This is a genomic window from Streptomyces sp. NBC_01016 (assembly GCF_026341035.1).
Classification (GTDB): Bacteria; Actinomycetota; Actinomycetes; order Streptomycetales; family Streptomycetaceae; genus Streptomyces.
The window spans coordinates 356,090-371,208 of sequence record NZ_JAPEOQ010000001.1 but is presented as its reverse complement, the minus strand read 5'-3'; the positions used below and the strand labels follow the sequence as shown (position 1 = coordinate 371,208).

Sequence of the window (15,119 nt, the reverse complement as noted above, 5' to 3'; positions counted from 1 at the left end):
TCTTGATGGCAAGGCCATACAGGGTGGCCATGGAGGAGTGAGATGAGGAGCAGCAACCCGGTCTTCTCGCGACGGGGGTTCAGCCGCGACAACGGCTACGCGCAGTTCAATGCGAACGCGCAGCAGCCGCAGGCCGGGGGCCCCGCTGTCGGCACGGCGCAGGGGAACCCCTACGCCCAGGCCCCCGCCGGCAACCCGTACGCGCAGAACCCCTACGCACAGCAGGACGTCCAGTACGGGGCTCCGCAGGCGCCCGCCACCACCGGCCGCATGACGATCGACGACGTCATCACGCGGACGGCCACGACGCTCGGCCTGCTGATCGTCACCGCGGCGCTCTCCTGGGTGCTGCTGCCGATCGACGAGGCCAACATCGGCAAGTCGTACGGCATCGCGATCGGCGCGGGCCTCGTCGCGATGGTCCTGGGCTTCGTCCAGGCCTTCAAGCGCAAGGCGTCCCCGCCGCTGATCCTGGCGTACGCGGCCCTTGAGGGTGTCTTCCTCGGCGTGCTCTCGAGCATCGTCGACAACTACATCGCGAGCGGTGCGGCCATGCAGGCCGTGCTCGGCACGATGGCCGTCTTCACGGCGGTCCTCGTCGCGTACAAGGCGGGCTGGATCCGCGTCAACCGTCGCTTCTACGGCTTCGTGATGGCGGCGGCCCTCGGCTTCGTGCTGCTGATGGGCATCAACCTGCTGTTCGCCGTCTTCGGCGGCGGTAACGGCCTCGGCTTCCGCAGCGGCTGGCTCGGCATCCTGTTCGGCATCGTCGGCATTCTTCTCGGTGCCTGCTTCCTGGCCCTCGACTTCAAGCAGGTCGAGGACGGCATCGCGTACGGCGCCCCGAAGGAAGAGGCGTGGCTCGCCGCGTTCGGCCTCACCATGACGCTGGTCTGGATCTACATGGAGTTCCTGCGACTCATCGCGATCCTGCAGGGCAGCGACTAGGCGTAACGCCTGACGGTCGAGTGTCAGGGGCCCGCACACCTTGGGTGTGCGGGCCCCTTTGCTGTGAGGTGAGGGTTGTGAAGGGGAGCGGGGCGCTACCGGAATCGCCGAGCGGCGCGCCTCAGGTCGTACTCGTGGATGATCGCTTTCGCGTGGCCGTACGCGAGATCGTGCTCGCCGCGCAGCCAACTGACCTTCTCTTCGAAGCGAAGAAAGCAGGGACCTTCTTCGACGGTGCGCATCCAGTCGCGGAGTTCGCGACCGGTGCAGTGGGGGATGCGAGCCAGCAGATTGCGGTGGGTCTCCTCGGAGAAGACTTGGGACATCGGCGCCTCCGGAACGCTTCGATGTGGCCGGTCCTTCACGCCACCGTGCCTGAGCGCCGGGGCCTTGTAAACAGCTACAGTCGCCGCGTGCTTGATACGACGCCTTTGACCGCAGCAGTGGATCAGTTCGCCGATCGGCTCCGGGCCGCGCCGCAGAGCAGACTGCAGCGGAACGCTGCCGCGGAGGCGCTGGCGCTGGCCAGGGAGCTTTCGGAGCGGGCCCAGAAGTTGGATGCGCCCGACGTGCCCGTGCGGGAGATGCCCGATGCGGGGATGTTCGCCGCGGCCGACCAAGTGACGGTCGCGGGGCGGGACTTGGCGGTTTCCCTCCGGGAGGCGGAGGGCCTCGCGGAGGCGGTGGAATTGGTCGAGGTGGCGATGAAGCGGGCCGGTGTCTGACCCGTTACGGCCTCGGGGCTCCGCCCCGGACCCCGCGCCTCAATCGCCGGCGGGGCTGAAGTTGCTCAGGCCGAAGCTATGACGCGGTCGGCCAGTATGTAGACGTTGGAGCGGGCGCACTCGAAGGTCAGGGCGTACGCGCCGGAGACGCCCGAGCCGCCGAGGAGGACCGGGGTCTCGCCCTCGCGCAGGGCGGACGCCAACTGCTCCGCCGTCTCCCGGTGTCCGGGCGTCATGCAGAGCGTCGTGCCGTCGGTGAACACGTACACGTCGAGCGTGCCGAGCGGACCCGGACGGACGTCGGCGAGGGCGGTACGCGTCTGCGCCAGCTCCTCGAGGCACTGCACCGTGCGCTCGTGGTCGCCCACGACCGGCGACTGGACCGGCACGAAGTCCGGGTGCGAGGGGTGCCGACGGCGCGCGGCGGCCAGCTCGGGCGACTCCTCGACGATCTCGTCGAGCGCGGCCGTGCCGGCGAACTCGTCCTCCGGCTCGAGCGACGGCTCCCCGAAGGGCTCAAGGCCCACGAGGTCCGCCTGACGCGGCAGGAACATGTCGTCGCCGAGCGCGCCGCCGGCCAGGAACGGCGGCAGCTCCGAGCTGTCCCGCGCCTCCTGGGCGGCCCAGAACGCCCGGGCCTCCGCCAGCTCCCGCTCCCGCTCCTCGGCGAGGGCGTCGGCGACGGCGTTGCGTATCGCCTCGGCGTCCGGCGTGGTGCGGGCGGCGGGGATGCCGGGAAGCGCCTGGACGGCGCGATCCCTGCTCAGCTCGTCGCGCAGCTCAGAGACCTGTCGGCGCAGACCCCTGACGTGCTGCAGGGTGGCGACACCGACGGCCGTGGCAGCGGCCGTGGCGAGCACGAGGACACTTATGGCGGCAGGCATGGCGCTCACTGACGTACTCCCGGTTTCAAGTCGACCCCCGACTTCCTACATCAGCTTGAAGCCTGGACGAACCAGCTGTCAGTGCATTACGTCACGAAACGGACAGGTCTTTTGGCGGGTGTTTAGCACCGGTATGGGGTGGGAACGGGGTTGACCTGCGAAAATCAATCTCCCCCGAGATGCACGTCACATCCTGGGGGAGATTGGATCACGAACGGGTAGACCGCCTCGGTCCGGCCCGGGTCAGCTCAGGCGCTCGATGACCATCGCCATGCCCTGGCCGCCGCCGACGCACATGGTCTCCAGGCCGAACTGCTTGTCGTGGAACTGGAGCGAGTTGATCAGCGTGCCGGTGATCCGGGCGCCGGTCATGCCGAAGGGGTGGCCGACGGCGATGGCGCCACCGTTCACGTTCAGCTTGTCCTCGTCGATGCCGAGCTCGCGGGCGGACGGGATGACCTGCGCGGCGAACGCCTCGTTGATCTCGGCCAGGTCGATGTCGTCGATGGTCAGGTTGGCCCGCTTCAGGGCCTGCTTGCTGGCCTCGACCGGGCCGAGGCCCATGATCTCGGGGGACAGGCCCGAGACGCCGGTGGAGACGACGCGGGCGAGCGGGGTCAGGCCCAGCTCGCGCGCCTTGGTGTCCGACATGATCACGAGGGCGGCGGCGCCGTCGTTCAGCGGGCAGCAGTTGGCGGCCGTGACCAGGCCGTCGGGGCGGAAGACGGGCTTGAGGCCCGAGACGCCTTCGAGCGTGACGCCGGCGCGCGGGCCGTCGTCCTTGGAGACGACCGTGCCGTCGGGGGTCGTCACCGGGGTGATCTCGCGCTCCCAGAAGCCGTTCTTGATGGCTTCCTCGGCGCGGTTCTGCGAGCGCACGCCGAAGGCGTCCATCTCGGCGCGGGTGATGCCCTTCACGCGGGCCAGGTTCTCGGCGGTCTGGCCCATCGCGATGTACGCGTCCGGGACCAGGCCGTCCTCGCGCGGGTCGTGCCAGCTGGTGTTCTCCTGCGTGGCGACCTCGGCGGTGCGGGCCTCGGCGTCGGCGAAGAGCGGGTTGCGGGTGTCGGGGAGCGAGTCCGAGTTCCCCTTCGCGAAGCGGGACACCATCTCGACGCCGGCCGAGATGAAGACGTCGCCCTCGCCGGCCTTGATGGCGTGCAGCGCCATGCGGGTCGTCTGGAGCGAGCTGGAGCAGTACCGGGTGACGGTGCAGCCCGGGAGGTGGTCCATGCCCATCTGTACGGAGACGATGCGGCCGAGGTTGTTGCCCTGCTCGCCGCCGGGGAGGCCGCAGCCGAGCATCAGGTCGTCGATCTCGCGGGGGTCGAGCTCGGGGACCTTGGCGAGGGCGGCCTGGATGATCGTGGCGGTCAGGTCGTCCGGGCGGAGGTCCTTGAGCGACCCCTTGAAGGCGCGGCCGATGGGGGAACGGGCGGCTGAGACGATCACTGCTTCGGGCATCACGCGGCTCCAAGAGTTCGATACGGCTGACCGTGAGGGAAGTTACCCGTACGTACCGCTCGGGTCACCGGTACTGGGGTGTGACCCCTGCCGCACTTTACTAAGCGCTTGCTCAGCCCTTCAAGCCCCTGCGGCGGGGCTGAGCAAATTCAGCCCCGCCGGCGTTTGAGGCGCGGGGTCCGGGGCGGAGCCCCGGGAGCGGAGGACGGTCAAGCGCTCGATTGCGATACCGGCTCCTCCGCCGGGACCCGCCTCCTACGGCGCCGCTTCAGCAACGCCCACGGTCCCCGGGGACCGGTCGGCATGGCCGCCGCGACCTCCGTACCGCCCTCCTGGGCGGCCTGCGCCGCCGCGCGGGCGACCGGGAGGAAGCCCTCGGAGCGGGAGGCGTCCGGGCGCTCCTCCTCCGGCCAGAGGCCCAGCGCGGCGCAGAGCGTGGGGAGCACCGCCATCGCCGCGGTCGCGTACCCCTCCATGGAGGGGTGGTAGTTGTCCGGGCCGAACATTTCGCGGGGGTTCGCCGAGAACTCGGGCCCCAGCAGGTCGCCCAGCGACACCGTGCGGCCCCCCTGCTCCACCGCGCCGATGGTCTGCGCCGCCGCGAGCTGGCGCGAGGCGCGGCGGGCCAGCCAGCGCAGCGGCTGCTGGACCGGTTCCACCGACCCCAGGTCGGGGCACGTGCCGACCACCACTTCGGCGCCGGCCGTCCGCAGGCGGCGTACGGCCGCCGACAGATGTCGTACGGACTTCGTCGCCGGGATGCGGTGCGTGACGTCGTTCGCGCCGATCATGATCACGCAGACGTCGGGCTGCCAGTCGGGGTCGGCGAGCCCGAGCGGCACCTGGCGGTCCAGGTCGTCGGAGCGCGCGCCCGGCAGCGCCACATTGCGCAGCTCCACCGTCCGCTCCGCCACCGCCGCGAGCCCGGACGCGAGCAGCGCACCCGGCGTCTGCCCCGCCCGGTGCACACCCTGCCCCGCGGCCGTCGAGTCCCCCAGCATGAGGAAGCGCAACGGTTCGCCGTCGCGAGGGCCGTACATCCGCCGCCCGTACACACCGTCCGCGGCCGGCACGTGCACCGGCTCGGGACCGTGGTTGCCGACCTGACGGCGCGCGATATGTACCTCGGCGAGCACGACTCCGACCGTGGCCGCACCCAGCAGCCCGATCCCGCCGCCGCCGTACGCTGCGCCCGCTGCGATCCGCCGTGCCACCCTCGCCCTGCTCGACATGTTCCGCGGCCACCTGCCTCTGCGACTCTTTTACGGCTACAAGGACTCCTTGCCCCGTTATCCCTGTCGGCCAATCGCAACGCCGGATGAAGCCCCATGGTCCATGGTGTGCGCCTTACCCTGGCGGCACCATTACGGAGGAGAACCCGGAGACCACGGTGCGCATCCACGAATCGATGATCGACCTCGTCGGCAACACCCCGCTGGTGAGGCTCAACAAGGTGACCGAAGGGCTGCGGGCGACCGTCCTGGCCAAGGTCGAGTACTTCAACCCCGGCGGCAGCGTGAAGGACCGCATCGCGCTGCGCATGATCGAGGCGGCGGAGCGGAGCGGGGAGCTGGAGCCAGGGGGCACCATCGTCGAGCCGACCAGCGGAAACACCGGCGTCGGCCTCGCCATGGTGGCCCAGCAGAAGGGCTACAAGTGCATTTTCGTCTGCCCTGACAAGGTCTCCACGGACAAGATCAATGTGCTGCGCGCGTACGGCGCCGAGGTCGTGGTCTGCCCCACGGCGGTGGACCCCGAGCACCCGGATTCGTACTACAACGTCTCGGACAGGCTCGTACGCGAGACGCCCGGCGCCTGGAAGCCGGACCAGTACAGCAACCCGCACAACCCCGAGTCGCACTACCACTCCACCGGGCCCGAGCTGTGGGAGCAGACGGACGGGCGGATCACCCATTTCGTCACGGGCGTCGGCACCGGCGGCACCATTTCCGGGACCGGGCGCTATCTGAAGGACGCGAGCGAGGGGCGGGTCAAGGTCATCGGGGCCGACCCCGAGGGGTCCGTCTACTCCGGTGGCTCCGGGCGCCCGTACCTCGTCGAGGGCGTGGGCGAGGACTTCTGGCCGACCGCCTACGACCGTGAGGTCGCCGACGAGATCGTCGCGGTGTCCGACAAGGACTCGTTCCAGATGACGCGGCGCCTCGCCAAGGAGGAGGGGCTCCTCGTGGGCGGCTCCTGCGGGATGGCCGTGATGGCGGCGCTGCGGGTCGCGGAGGGGCTCGGTCCCGACGACATCGTGGTCGTGCTGTTGCCGGACAGCGGGCGCGGATACCTCTCGAAGATCTTCAACGACGACTGGATGGCGGACTACGGCTTCCTCGAGGACTCCGGGCCCAGCGCCCGCGTCGGCGACGTGCTGAAGGACAAGGAGGGCGGCGCGCTGCCCTCGCTCGTCCATATGCACCCGGAGGAGACGGTCGGTCAGGCCATCGAGGTGCTGCGCGAGTACGGGGTCTCGCAGATGCCGATCGTGAAGCCGGGCGCGGGGCACCCGGACGTGATGGCCGCCGAGGTCATCGGGTCCGTCGTGGAGCGGGAGCTGCTCGACGCGCTGTTCGCCCAGCGGGCGTCCCTGCACGACCCGTTGGAGAAGCACATGTCGGCGCCGCTGCCGCAGGTCGGCTCGGGGGAGCCGGTGGCGGACCTGATGAGTGTGCTCGGTGCGGCCGACGCGGCGATCGTGCTGGTCGAGGGCAGGCCGACGGGTGTGGTGAGCCGTCAGGACCTGTTGTCGTTCCTGGCCAAGGACGCGGCGAAGTAGGCCGATTCGGGCTGCTTCGGGGGCCGTTTCGGGGGCCGTTTCGTACGTCGCTTTCCCGGGTTCGCGAAAACGGTACGAGCGCGACACGTGCGCGCAGCACCGGCTTAACACGGGTCCGGCAGATTGGTGGATGTCGGAAGGGGCGGGAGCGGCTCCCCGCCCCACCCGACACCGAGCGGCGTCAAAGGAACCTCCGGAGCGGCTCCCGGACCTCCACGGACGCCCTGGGCGCGCACCCGGCCTGACCCGGTGCACGCCCTTCGCGGGGACCGCCGTCGTCCCGCCCCCCGTCACACGGGGGTGCGGCGGTCCCCGCGCAACTCACTTCTCCCGTACGGGTGTTGACCGTCCACGGGAATCGACCGTCACTCGACGAAGAGGCCGCGCTCCGCCGCCCGTACGTCGAACTCCTCGAGTCGCGCCTGTGCCTGCGGCAGCTCGTCGCACATCGCCTCAAGCAGCACCCGGCCGAGCAGCATCGGCGAGCACGCCGTGTCGAAGGCGAGGCCCGTGCCGACCGCCGCGGGCAGCAGCAGGTCGGAGTGGCGGGCGACGGGGGCGAAGGCGGAGTCGGCGACCGTGACGACGGTCAGGCCCGCCTCCTTCGCGTACGCGAGGGTGTCGACGACCTCGCGCGGGTGGCGGGGGAGCGCGAAGCAGAGCAGGGTCTTGGCGCCCGCGCGGACGGCCGCGTCGATGCGGTCGGCGAGCATGGTGCCGCCCTCGTCGAGGAGGCGTACGTCGGGGTGGACCTTCGCGGCGAAGTACGCGAAGCCGAACGCCTGGGACGCGGCCGCGCGCAGCCCCAGGACGAGCAGCGTCGGTGAGGCGGCGAGGATCCTGCCTGCCCGTTCGACCGGCTCCGGGTCGGCGAGCAGTTCGGCGAGGTGCCGGAGGTTGGCGATCTCGGCTTCCACGGCCTGCTGGTACTCGTTGGCCTTGGTGGCGGTGGCCGGTCCGGAGGGCGCCGTCTCGCGCAGGTGCTTGCGCAGCGCCGGGTAGCCGTCGAAGCCGAGCGCGACCGCGAACCGGGTCACGGAGGGCTGGCTCACGCCCGCGAGCTCGGCCAGCTCCACGGACGACAGGAACGGCACCTCGGCCGCGCGCCGCACCATGCAGTGCGCGATGCGGCGCTGGGTGGGGGTGAGGCGGTGCCCCTCGAAGAGGCTCTGGAGGCGGGCGGAGGGGCCCTGCGCCCCCGCGTCGTTGTCCGACCCGCTCCGTGTGCTGTCCGTGCGCTCGCTCATGTCTCCCGCCGGTCCATTCAAGGGTGCCGAATTGTGCATGATTCTATTCAAAGTGGAGGGGTGGGGGCTAGGGGTGTGGGCTGATGAAGGGGGGTGGGGCTAGGGGGTCACGAAGCGGCCCAGGAGCTGTGCCGCGCGCGCCACGTCCTCCGTCAGCGGCCGGTCCGCGATCTCCGCCGGCAGGTCCTGCAACGCCAGCTCGAACGCCCGCCCCACCGGAAGCTCCACGTCCGGGTGCAGGTCGCGCAGCCTCAACGCCCGCACCGCCGCGACCAGTTCGCAGCCCACGACCTGCCGGAACGCCGCGCACGCGCGCAGGGCCTGACGGGCCGCCAGCGAGGCGAAGCTGGCCTGCTCCTCGACGCCGCGGGAGAGCACGGCGTGGCCGAGCGAGGCGGGGGCCGAGAAGGCGCGCAGGTCGGCGAGGGCGCCACCGGCCGCGTACTCCAGGATCATCACGCCGGACGACGCCGGTTCGCCGTCCGCGAGGAACGGGCGAAGGCGGGTGAAGTTCGGTTCGTTGAGGGTGGAGAGGCGGGACGTGGAGAGGCGGGCCACCTGGCTGACCGCGAGCCGGAAGTGGTCGAGGGCCAGGGCGAGTTGGGCCATGTAGAAGCCGCCGTGGTGGTAGGCCGCCATCTCCGTGTACGAGATCAGGGGGTTCTCCGCCGCCGCGTTGATCTCGACCGTGAGGACGTCCTCCAGGGCGTCCGCCGCGTCCTGCGCCGGACCGTGGATCTGCGGCACGCAGCGGAAGCCGTACGGGTCCTGGATCCGGCCGAGCGGGGGCGTCGGGTGGTCGTCGGCGCCGAGGATCTCGCGCATCCGGGCCGCCACGTCGAAGCTGCCCCTGTGGCGGCGCGACTCGTGCACGGGCAGGGCGTACGCCTCGTAGGAACCGTCGACCGCGAGCAGGCTCAGGGCCGCCACCAGGTTCGTCGCCGCCAGCAGGTCGCGCATCTCGTGCAGGGCGAGGGCCGCCTGGCCGAGGGTGAGTGCGTTGGAGGAGATCAGGGCCAGGGCGTCGTTGTTGTCGAGGGGCTGCGGCTTGGGCGGGGTGCCCTTGCCGCGCCACGGGTGCTCGCCGGCGAGGGCCAGGCCCATCTGGGACAGGGGCGCGATGTCGCCGGTGCCGACCGAGCCGTGCTCGTTGACCGCCGGGTACGCGCCCGCCTCCAGGGCTTCGCAGAGCGCCGTGACGACCGTGGGGCGCAGGCCCGCGCCGCCGGCCAGGAGCTGGTTCGCGCGGACCGCGAGCATCGCGCGCACCTCGCGCTCGGGCAGCTCGTCGCCGATCGCGCCCGCGTGGCTGCGCAGCAGGCGCAGGCCGTGGTCGGCGGCGGCCTCGGTGGGCACGTCCTCGCTGCGGTTGGCGCCGACGCCGGTGGAGCGGCCGTAGACCCTGCCCCACGCGGCGATCTCCCGCGCCGCGTTCCAGGACCGGTCCACGCGCTTCATGGCGTCCGTGCCGGGGACCGGACGGGCGCTCGCATGGGCGAGGCGGACCACGTCGGCGACCGGGAGGCCGTGGCCGTCGAGCACGACGACCGGCTGTGACACCATGCGCTGTTCCCCCTTGATCAGTGTTCAAATGCCCCGAAACGGGCGTCCGCGTCTCATAGTTCGGTCCCCGGTACGGGGATTTACCTGCGATTTACGCGGGGGCATTGACAAGTTATTCACGTACCGAGAACTCTGCATGACGATATGCAGGACGGGCAAGAGGACTCCAGAGGCGCTCCATGATCCAGTTCGACGCGGTCCACAAGCGGTTCCCGAACGGCACGACAGCGGTGCATGATCTCTCGCTCGACATGCCGGAAGGGGGTGTGACCGTCTTCGTCGGCTCGTCGGGCTGCGGCAAGACGACCAGCCTCCGGATGATCAATCGTATGGTCGAGCCCTCGTCCGGCACCATTCGGGTCGGCGGGCGCGACGTCCTGGAGCAGGACGCCGCTGAGCTGCGGCGATCCATTGGTTACGTCATTCAGCAGGCGGGGCTCTTCCCGCACCGCACCGTGCTCGACAACGTCGCCACGGTGCCGCTGCTGCTCGGCTGGGGGCGGAAGAAGGCGCGGGCCGCGGCCGGTGAGCTTCTTGAGCGAGTGGGGCTCTCCGCCGAGATGGGGAAGCGGTATCCGCATCAGCTGTCCGGTGGGCAGCAGCAGCGGGTGGGTGTCGCGAGGGCGCTGGCCGCGGATCCGCCGGTGCTGCTCATGGACGAGCCGTTCGGAGCCGTCGACCCCGTCGTGCGTACCCAGCTTCAGGATGAACTGCTGCGGCTGCAGACCGAGTTGAGCAAGACGATCGTCTTCGTCACGCATGACATCGACGAGGCGGTGCGGCTCGGGGACCGAATAGCCGTGTTCCGTGAGGGCGGGCACCTCGTGCAGTGTGCGCCGCCGGAGGAGCTGTTGGCGCGGCCGGCGGATGAGTTCGTGGCGGACTTCCTCGGGGCCGAGCGTGGGTTGAAGTTGTTGTCGCTGACCACGCTCGCGGGCGTCGGGCAGGGCGAGTACCCCGCGGACACCGGCTGGGAACTGGTCCTCGACACGGCGCGTAAGCCGTTGCTCTGGCGTGACGAGGGGACGGGCGCGGAGCTGCCCATACGCCCCCTGCGGGACACGGACTCCCTCCTGTCGGCGCTGAACGAGTCGATCGCGGCGCCGGGCGGTTTCGTGGCCCGGGTGGACGCGGACGGTGTGTTTACGGGTGTCAGCTCGCGGGACGACGTCCATGAGCGGTCCGGGCAGGCGCACAGTGCGGCCCAGTCCGGCGGGACGTCTCGGGGCTCTGCCCCGGACCCCGCTGGCTCTCGTACACAAGCGGGGCTTGATTGTGCCGAGCCGGCCGGAGGCGTCGCGTGACCATCGACTGGTCCTGGATCGGGTCGCATCAGTCCGATCTCGCCACCCTCACCCTCTCCCACCTCCAAGCCGCCCTCAGCGCCGTGCTGTTCGGGCTGGTCATTTCGTTGCCGCTGGCCGTCGTCGCGCACCGGGTGCGGCCGTTGCGCGGGTTTCTGCTCGGGATGTCGAACGTGCTGTTCACCATCCCGTCCATCGCGGTCTTCGTGCTGCTGCTGCCCATCTCCGGGCTCACCCGCACCACCACCGTCATCGGCCTGACGATCTACACGCTCGTCGTCCTCCTGCGGAACACCGTCGAGGGGCTCGACTCCGTGCCCGCGAAGACGAAGGAGGCGGCGAAGGCGATGGGGACGCGGCCGATGCGGACGCTGCTCACCGTCGAGCTGCCGCTCGCGCTGCCCGTGATCATGGCGGGCGTGCGGATCGCCACCGTGATGGCCATCTCGCTCGTGTCCGTGGCGACGTACATCGGGGACGGCGGGCTCGGTCAGCTGTTCACCGATGGGTTCCAGCGGAACTTCCCGACCCCCGTGATCGTCGGCGTCGTCCTCACCCTGCTGCTCGCGCTCGTCGCGGACGCGCTGCTCGTCGGCGCCCAGCGGCTGCTCACTCCGTGGGCCCGTACCCGTACTCGGACCCGGAAGGCCTGAACCCGCCATGTTCGAACTCTTCAAGAACCTCGGGGCCTGGCTGGTCGGCGGGGAGCAGTGGGCGGGGAGCGACGGCATCGCGACGCGCGTCGCCGAGCACCTCCAGTACTCGCTGCTCGCCACCCTCGTCGCCGCCGTGATCGCTCTGCCGGTCGGGCTGCTCATCGGGCACACCGGGCGGGGCGCCTTCGTCGCCATCAACCTGTCGTCCTTCGGGCGGGCCCTGCCGACCGTGGGCCTGGTCGTGCTCGTGTTCCTCGCGAGCGGGCTCTCGATGTGGCCCGTCTACATCGCGCTCGTCGCGCTCGCGGTGCCGTCCATCGTCACCAATACGTACGCCGGGATGACCGCCGTCGATCCCGAGGTGCGGGATGCCGCGCGCGGGCAGGGCATGAAGGCCCACCAGGTGCTTTTCCAGGTCGAGTTGCCGCTCGCGATGCCGCTCATCATGACGGGGCTCCGACTCGCGCTCATCCAGGTCGTCGCCACCGCCACCATCGCCGCGTACGTGTCCTTCGGCGGGCTCGGCCGCTACGTCTTCGACGGGCTCGCCCAGCGCGACCTGGTGCAGGTGCTCGGCGGGGCCGTGCTCGTCGCGGTCGTGGCCGTCGTGCTCGACCTGGCCCTCTCCGGGCTCCAGCGCCTCCTCTTCCGCAACCGCCCCGCCACTCTCAAGTCCGCCTAGGAGCAAGCAAGATGCGCAATCTCAACCGACGTGCCCTCCTGGGCGGCCTGGCAGCCGCGGCCTCCGTCCCGGCCCTGTCCGCCTGCTCCAGCGGCATCACCTCGCTCGACCAGCAAGGGGGTTCGCTCTCGGGCGGCGGCTCCAGCAAGAAGGGTGTCACCATCGGCACCGCCAACTTCACCGAGAACCAGGTGCTCGGCTACCTGTACGCGGCCGCGCTCGACGCCGCCGGTGTGAAGACGAGCGTGCGGCCGAACCTCGGTACCCGCGAGATCCTCATCCCCGCCCTCAAGGGCGGCGACATCGACCTGCTGCCCGAGTACCAGGGCGCCCTCCTGCACTACCTCGACAAGAAGGCGAAGGCCACCGAGGAGGGCGAGATGCAGAACGCGCTCGCCATGGTGCTCCCGACCGGCCTGCAGATCCTGCCGTACGGGCTGGCCGAGGACTCGGACGCGTTCGTGGTGACCCGCGAGACCGCGAAGAAGTACAAGCTCAAGTCGCTCGCCGACCTCGCGAACCACAACGGGAAGCTCGTCATCGGCGCCGCCCCGGAGGTCAAGAAGCGGCAGGTGGGGTCCGTCGGGCTCAAGGACGTCTACGGAGTCGAGTTCAAGGAGTTCAAGTCCCTTGATTCCTCGGGCCCGTTGGTGAAGGGCGCGCTGAAGAACGGCGACGTCGATGTCGCCAACCTCTTCACCACCGACACCGACATCGCCGCCAACGACTGGGTCGTCCTCACCGACCCCAAGAACCTGGTCCCCGGTCAGCACGTCGTCCCGCTGATCGCCGACCGCAAGGCCGACTCGACCGTCCGCAAGGCCCTGGCCCGCCTGGGCAACGTGCTGACGACCGAGGACCTCACCGAGCTCAACCGGCTCGTGGACAAGGACAAGAAGGACCCCGAGGACGTCGCGAACGACTACGCGCGCCGGCACGGGATCAGCAAGAAGTAGGGAGGCCATCGGATGGCAGCGGTAGTGGAGAAGCACTCCATCGACGTCGTGCCGGACAGCGAACGGCACGGCAGCGCGTTCAACCAGTTCACCCTCTGGCTCGGCGCCAACCTCCACATCACGGCCGTCGTCACCGGCGGGCTCGCCGTCGTCTTCGGCGGCGACGTGGTCTGGTCGCTGATCGGGCTCGTGCTCGGCAATCTGCTCGGCGGCGCCGTCATGGCGCTGCACTCGGCGCAGGGCCCGAAGCTCGGGCTGCCCCAGATGATCCAGTCCAGGGCCCAGTTCGGGGTGAAGGGCGCCGTCGTCCCGCTGCTCCTCGTCGTCCTGATGTACGTCGGGTTCTTCGCGAGCGGCACCGTGCTCGCCGGGCAGGCCACCGCGCAGCTGACGCACACCAACGACACGACGGGCATCATCGTCTTCGCGCTCGTCACGGGGATCGTGGCGACGGTCGGCTACCGCGTCATCCACGTCCTCGGGCGGGTGGCGAGCGTGGTGTGCGCGCTCGCCTTCGTCTACCTGGGCGTGCGGCTCTTCGACCGGGCCGACGTCGGCGCGCTGCTGTCCGACGCGCACTTCTCGATGCCGATGTTCCTGCTCGCCGTCTCCCTGTCGGCCTCGTGGCAGCTCGCCTTCGGCCCCTACGTCGCCGACTACTCGCGCTATCTGCCGCGTACGACCAGCGGCAAGGCCACGTTCTGGTGGACGCTCGCGGGCTCCGCGCTGGGCTCGCAGTGGTCCATGGCATTCGGGGTGCTGGTCGCGGCGAGCGCGGGCGAGAAGTTCATCGACAACCAGGTCGGATACGTCGTGTCGCTCGGCGGGGCGGGGCTCGCCGCCTCGTTCTTCTACTTCGTGATCGCGCTCGGCAAGCTCACCGTCAACGTGCTCAACACGTACGGCGGCTTCATGTCGATGGTCACCGGCATCAGCGGATTCCGCGGCCAGCGGGTGCTTTCGCAGCGCGGCCGGGCGGTCTACATCGGGATCATCATGGTCGCGGGCACGGTGGTCGCCCTCGCGGGCAAGGACAGCTTCCTGACCTCGTTCAAGGACTTCCTGCTGTTCCTGCTGACGTTCTTCACGCCGTGGTCCGCGATCAACCTGGTCGACTACTACCTGATCTCGCGCGAGCGCTACGACCTCCCGGCCCTCTCCGACCCCAACGGCCGCTACGGCGCCTGGCGTTGGGACGCGCTCGTGGTCTACGGGATCGGGCTGCTCGCCCAGCTGCCGTTCCTGGCCACCGCCTTCTACACGGGCCCGCTCGTCGGGCCGCTGGGCGGGGCGGACGTGTCGTGGATCGTGGGGCTCGTCGTCCCGGCCGTCCTGTACTGGCTGCTCGCCCGGCGCAATGCGGGGGAGTGGCCCACTGAGAAGACGGGGGATAGCCCTACTGCGGTGGGGGCCACCGCTCCGTAACGTCGAGCGGTATGGAAGCCCGCGAACGCGCAAGCGACGCCGAACTCAAGAAGGAACTCGACGCCACCCTGCACGCACGCAGGGAGCTGGGCGACGACTACGAGCCGGCGCTCGTCGACTCCTTCCTCGAAAAAGTCGAGCAGCGGCTCGACTCCGTCGTCGACCGCAGGGTGCGACGACAGCTGGCCGAGCACCGGGTCAGCGTGGCCCGCGGGGCCCGCGACACCGGCGCGGAGAACTGGGGCGAGCGCTTCGGCTTCGCCGTGGTCTCGCTCGTCCTCGCCATCCCGCTGTCCGCGATCGCCGTGGTCAACGCCGGACTGGCCGGGCTCTTCGTGGCCTGGGGCGGGATCGTCGGTGTGAACGCGCTGCACGCGGTGCGGTGGGGGCCCGTCCGGCGCCGCGAGCGCCGGGATCGCGAGGAGTCCGACTGGGAGGGGTAGCCGGGTGGGCCCGTGGAGGCCTGCGCGGACTTTGAGGTGA

The 15,119-nt window shown here is 70.4% G+C and carries 15 protein-coding genes; 9 read left to right on the top strand and 6 right to left on the bottom strand.

Annotated features, from left to right (window positions below):
- Positions 1-42 precede the first annotated feature (42 nt).
- Positions 43-948 carry a Bax inhibitor-1/YccA family protein gene (locus tag OG746_RS01830; protein WP_266711008.1) on the top strand — a complete coding sequence of 302 codons (906 nt, stop codon included), beginning with the start codon at positions 43-45 and terminating at the stop codon, positions 946-948.
- 95 nt (positions 949-1,043) lie between these two features.
- Here OG746_RS01830 and OG746_RS01825 read toward each other — a convergent pair whose 3' ends face one another.
- The gene (locus OG746_RS01825; RefSeq protein WP_266711007.1) at positions 1,044-1,274 is read right to left on the bottom strand and encodes a DUF4287 domain-containing protein; all 231 of its coding nucleotides are present in this window, start codon (positions 1,272-1,274) and stop codon (positions 1,044-1,046) included.
- 87 nt (positions 1,275-1,361) lie between these two features.
- Between OG746_RS01825 and OG746_RS01820 the strand changes: the two genes are divergently transcribed.
- A complete protein-coding gene (locus OG746_RS01820; protein ID WP_266711006.1) occupies positions 1,362-1,673 on the top strand; it encodes a hypothetical protein in 312 nt (103 codons plus the stop codon).
- Positions 1,674-1,738: 65 nt separating this feature from the next.
- Here the strand turns inward: OG746_RS01820 and OG746_RS01815 are convergent, their stop codons facing one another.
- The 3 genes from OG746_RS01815 to OG746_RS01805 all read right to left on the bottom strand — a co-directional run bounded on the left by OG746_RS01815 (position 1,739) and on the right by OG746_RS01805 (position 5,253).
- On the bottom strand, positions 1,739-2,557 hold the full coding sequence (locus OG746_RS01815; protein WP_266718654.1) for a hypothetical protein: 819 nt from the start codon (positions 2,555-2,557) through the stop codon (positions 1,739-1,741).
- Between the two features lie 243 nt (positions 2,558-2,800).
- Positions 2,801-4,021 carry an acetyl-CoA C-acetyltransferase gene (locus OG746_RS01810; protein WP_266711005.1) on the bottom strand — a complete coding sequence of 407 codons (1,221 nt, stop codon included), beginning with the start codon at positions 4,019-4,021 and terminating at the stop codon, positions 2,801-2,803.
- Between the two features lie 209 nt (positions 4,022-4,230).
- A complete protein-coding gene (locus tag OG746_RS01805) occupies positions 4,231-5,253 on the bottom strand; it encodes an SGNH/GDSL hydrolase family protein (protein ID WP_266711004.1) in 1,023 nt (340 codons plus the stop codon).
- 158 nt (positions 5,254-5,411) lie between these two features.
- Here OG746_RS01805 and OG746_RS01800 point away from each other — a divergent pair, with 158 nt between their 5' ends.
- Positions 5,412-6,803, top strand: a complete 1,392-nt coding sequence (locus tag OG746_RS01800; RefSeq protein ID WP_266711003.1) for a cystathionine beta-synthase — start codon at positions 5,412-5,414, stop codon at positions 6,801-6,803.
- Between the two features lie 365 nt (positions 6,804-7,168).
- Here the strand turns inward: OG746_RS01800 and OG746_RS01795 are convergent, their stop codons facing one another.
- Positions 7,169-8,050 (bottom strand): MurR/RpiR family transcriptional regulator, encoded by an 882-nt coding sequence (locus tag OG746_RS01795; RefSeq protein WP_266711002.1) that lies wholly within the window; start codon positions 8,048-8,050, stop codon positions 7,169-7,171.
- Positions 8,051-8,149: 99 nt separating this feature from the next.
- The gene (locus OG746_RS01790; RefSeq protein WP_266711001.1) at positions 8,150-9,613 is read right to left on the bottom strand and encodes an aromatic amino acid ammonia-lyase; all 1,464 of its coding nucleotides are present in this window, start codon (positions 9,611-9,613) and stop codon (positions 8,150-8,152) included.
- Positions 9,614-9,792: 179 nt separating this feature from the next.
- Here OG746_RS01790 and OG746_RS01785 point away from each other — a divergent pair, with 179 nt between their 5' ends.
- Genes OG746_RS01785 through OG746_RS01760 form a run of 6 tightly spaced genes read left to right on the top strand, consistent with a single transcriptional unit; the run spans position 9,793 to position 15,079 of the window.
- The gene (locus OG746_RS01785) at positions 9,793-10,917 is read left to right on the top strand and encodes an ABC transporter ATP-binding protein (protein WP_266711000.1); all 1,125 of its coding nucleotides are present in this window, start codon (positions 9,793-9,795) and stop codon (positions 10,915-10,917) included.
- Entirely contained in the window at positions 10,914-11,570 is a 657-nt protein-coding gene (locus OG746_RS01780; RefSeq protein WP_266710999.1) for an ABC transporter permease, read from the top strand. The genes OG746_RS01785 and OG746_RS01780 overlap by 4 nt, the downstream gene beginning before the upstream one ends.
- Before the next feature lie 7 nt (positions 11,571-11,577).
- On the top strand, positions 11,578-12,255 hold the full coding sequence (locus tag OG746_RS01775; protein ID WP_266710997.1) for an ABC transporter permease: 678 nt from the start codon (positions 11,578-11,580) through the stop codon (positions 12,253-12,255).
- A gap of 11 nt (positions 12,256-12,266) precedes the next feature.
- Positions 12,267-13,211, top strand: a complete 945-nt coding sequence (locus tag OG746_RS01770) for an ABC transporter substrate-binding protein (RefSeq protein ID WP_266710995.1) — start codon at positions 12,267-12,269, stop codon at positions 13,209-13,211.
- A gap of 12 nt (positions 13,212-13,223) precedes the next feature.
- Complete coding sequence (locus OG746_RS01765; RefSeq protein WP_266710994.1) at positions 13,224-14,636, top strand: purine-cytosine permease family protein; 1,413 nt, start codon at positions 13,224-13,226, stop codon at positions 14,634-14,636.
- A gap of 11 nt (positions 14,637-14,647) precedes the next feature.
- Complete coding sequence (locus tag OG746_RS01760; protein WP_266710993.1) at positions 14,648-15,079, top strand: hypothetical protein; 432 nt, start codon at positions 14,648-14,650, stop codon at positions 15,077-15,079.
- The last annotated feature ends 40 nt before the right edge of the window (positions 15,080-15,119 follow it).